This window comes from Streptomyces flavofungini (assembly GCF_041028215.1).
Lineage (GTDB): Bacteria > Actinomycetota > Actinomycetes > Streptomycetales > Streptomycetaceae > Streptomyces > Streptomyces flavofungini_B.
On sequence record NZ_JASKYR010001007.1, the window covers coordinates 1 to 2,105 of the forward strand.

3 protein-coding genes are annotated in these 2,105 nt (G+C 71.2%); 2 read left to right on the forward strand and 1 reads right to left on the reverse strand.

Annotated elements, in window-relative coordinates:
• Positions 1-109: 109 nt before the first annotated feature.
• Both AB8Z36_RS37690 and AB8Z36_RS37695 read left to right on the forward strand, forming a co-directional pair.
• Positions 110-349: a hypothetical protein gene (locus AB8Z36_RS37690; protein WP_369217883.1), complete on the forward strand. Its 240-nt coding sequence runs from the start codon at positions 110-112 to the stop codon at positions 347-349.
• A 113-nt stretch (positions 350-462) separates the two neighbouring features.
• Complete coding sequence (locus tag AB8Z36_RS37695; protein WP_369217884.1) at positions 463-1,065, forward strand: Uma2 family endonuclease; 603 nt, start codon at positions 463-465, stop codon at positions 1,063-1,065.
• Positions 1,066-1,085: 20 nt separating this feature from the next.
• On the opposite strand, the gene murQ is transcribed toward AB8Z36_RS37695, so the two are convergent.
• Entirely contained in the window at positions 1,086-2,084 is a 999-nt protein-coding gene (murQ, locus tag AB8Z36_RS37700) for an N-acetylmuramic acid 6-phosphate etherase (RefSeq protein WP_369217885.1), read from the reverse strand.
• Between the last annotated feature and the right edge of the window lie 21 nt (positions 2,085-2,105).

The following is a 2,105-nucleotide window of genomic DNA, read 5'->3' on the forward strand; positions in this document are numbered from 1 at the left end:
CGCTGCGGGTGGACCCGATGACGGCGGCGGGCGCGCTGCCGCTGGTGGAGCTGGGGCGGTGCAACCTGGACACGGCGCTGCGGCTCGCGACGGTTCTTGAGGGGGCCCGGTGAGCGGGGATCAGAAGGACCCGGCGGTGCCGGAGAAAGGGACGTACGCGGTGGACCACAGGGACGGCAGCGTGGGACAGGTGATGGGCTGCGAGGGCGGCCTCGTCCAGCTCCGGCCGTTCGGCGGCGGCCGGGAGTGGGACTGCCCGCCGGGTTCGGTGGAGCAGGTGCCGACGATGGAGGTGCTGCGGGAACGGGTGCGGGAGCTGAACCGGCGGATTCAGGCGAGGCCACGGTGATCGGGGCACCGCCTCGGCCGCTCGTTCGTGGGACGCTGGGAGGAAGCGGACAACGACCGCAGGCTCGTCGATCTACGCTCACGCGCCGAGGGCTTCAAGAGAAGGGACCCGCTATGACCGCAGCACTGGTCGAGCACGACACGGCTCCAGACCGCCGCTCGTGGGACCTCCTGCTCCAGGCATGGCGTGAGCTGGATGTGCCGGAGGGCTGGCACGCCGAGATCGATGAAGGGCAGATTGTCTTGGTACCGCCGCCGCACAGGCATCACAACGGAATCGCAGCCATGCTGCACAGGACGCTTTATGGGGTGATTCCCGAGGATCTGGAGGTCTACCAGACTCTCGGCATCCACATCGAGCCCTTGGACAAGCTGTACGTCCCCGATCTCGTACTCGCCCCTCGCGAGACGGTCGACGCGGCCGACCCCGCCACCAACGACCCGCTGGACGCGGCGGAGGCCCTGTTCGTCGTCGAGATCACGTCGCAGAGCAACGCCAAGGACGACCGCACCAAGAAGCTCTGGGCCTACGCGCACGCCCCCGTGCCGGTCTACCTCCTCGTGGACCGCTACGACGAGCACGGGCCCACGGTCACGCTGTTCACCGAACCCCAGAACGGGGCCTACAAGCACGCCGAACGGGTGCCGTTCGGTGAGCCGCTGAAGCTGCCCGCCCCGTTCGCGGCGACCGTGGACACCGCCGCTTTTCCCGGCTGAGGCGGGGCCTCGGTCACTACCTAGTCCGGGATGCGGGAGGTGTCCAGGGCCTTGCGGAGGTGGCCCGATGAGGCGGCGAGGAGTTCGGCGGCGGTGGGGGCGTCGACCTTGCCGAGGATGGTGAGGATCGCGTTCTTCACCTCGCCGTCCGTCGCGGCGAGCGCGGCCTCGATCTCGTCGTCGGAGGCGCCCGTCGCCAGCGCCACGATGCGGCGGGAGCGGGCGCGCAGCTTCTCGTTCGACGCCCGGACGTCCACCATCAGGTTCCCGTACGTCTTGCCGAGGCGGATCATCGTGATCGTCGAGATCATGTTGAGGACGAGCTTCTGGGCCGTGCCCGCCTTCAGGCGGGTCGATCCGGTGAGGAGTTCGGGGCCCACGACGACCTCGATGCCGTGCTCGGCGGCGGCGGCCAGGGCGCTGTCCGCGTTGCAGGAGAGGCCGATGGTGAGGGCGCCCCGGGCGCGGGCGTGTTCCACGGCGCCGATCGCGTACGGGGTGCGGCCCGAGGCGGAGATGCCGACGACCACGTCGTCCGCCGTGAGGCCGAGGCCGTCCAGGTCCTTCGCCGCCAGCTCCTCGCTGTCCTCCGCACCCTCGACCGACTTGACCAGGGCGCCGGGGCCGCCCGCGATGAGGCCGACGACCTCCGCCGGGTCGGTGTTGAAGGTGGGCGGGCACTCGGAGGCGTCGAGCACGCCGAGCCGCCCTGCCGTGCCCGCGCCCGCGTAGACCAGTCGGCCGCCGCCTGCCATGCGCTCGGCGGTGCCGTCGATGGCGGCGGCGATGGCGGGGAGCTGCTCGGCCACGGCGGCGGGGACGGTCGCGTCCTCGCCGTTCATGATCCGGGCGATGTCCAGGGTGGAGCGCCGGTCGATCTCCGACAGCTCGGGGCGGAACGCCTCGGTGGTGAGGGTGGCGAGCTGGGCACGGAGCTCTCCGTAGTCCCCGTGCCGGGGGGTGTCGCCGCGCTCGCGGTCACCGTGGTGGGAGGAGGAGGCGTCGGTGGTGGAGGTCATGGCTTCTGCGGCTCTTCCGTG

Coding starts and splice junctions, on each gene's coding strand:
- AB8Z36_RS37695 (WP_369217884.1), top strand. CDS start 463: ATGACCGCAGCACTGGTCGAGCACGACACGGCTCCAGACCGCCGCTCG.
- murQ (WP_369217885.1), bottom strand. CDS start 2,084: ATGACCTCCACCACCGACGCCTCCTCCTCCCACCACGGTGACCGCGAG.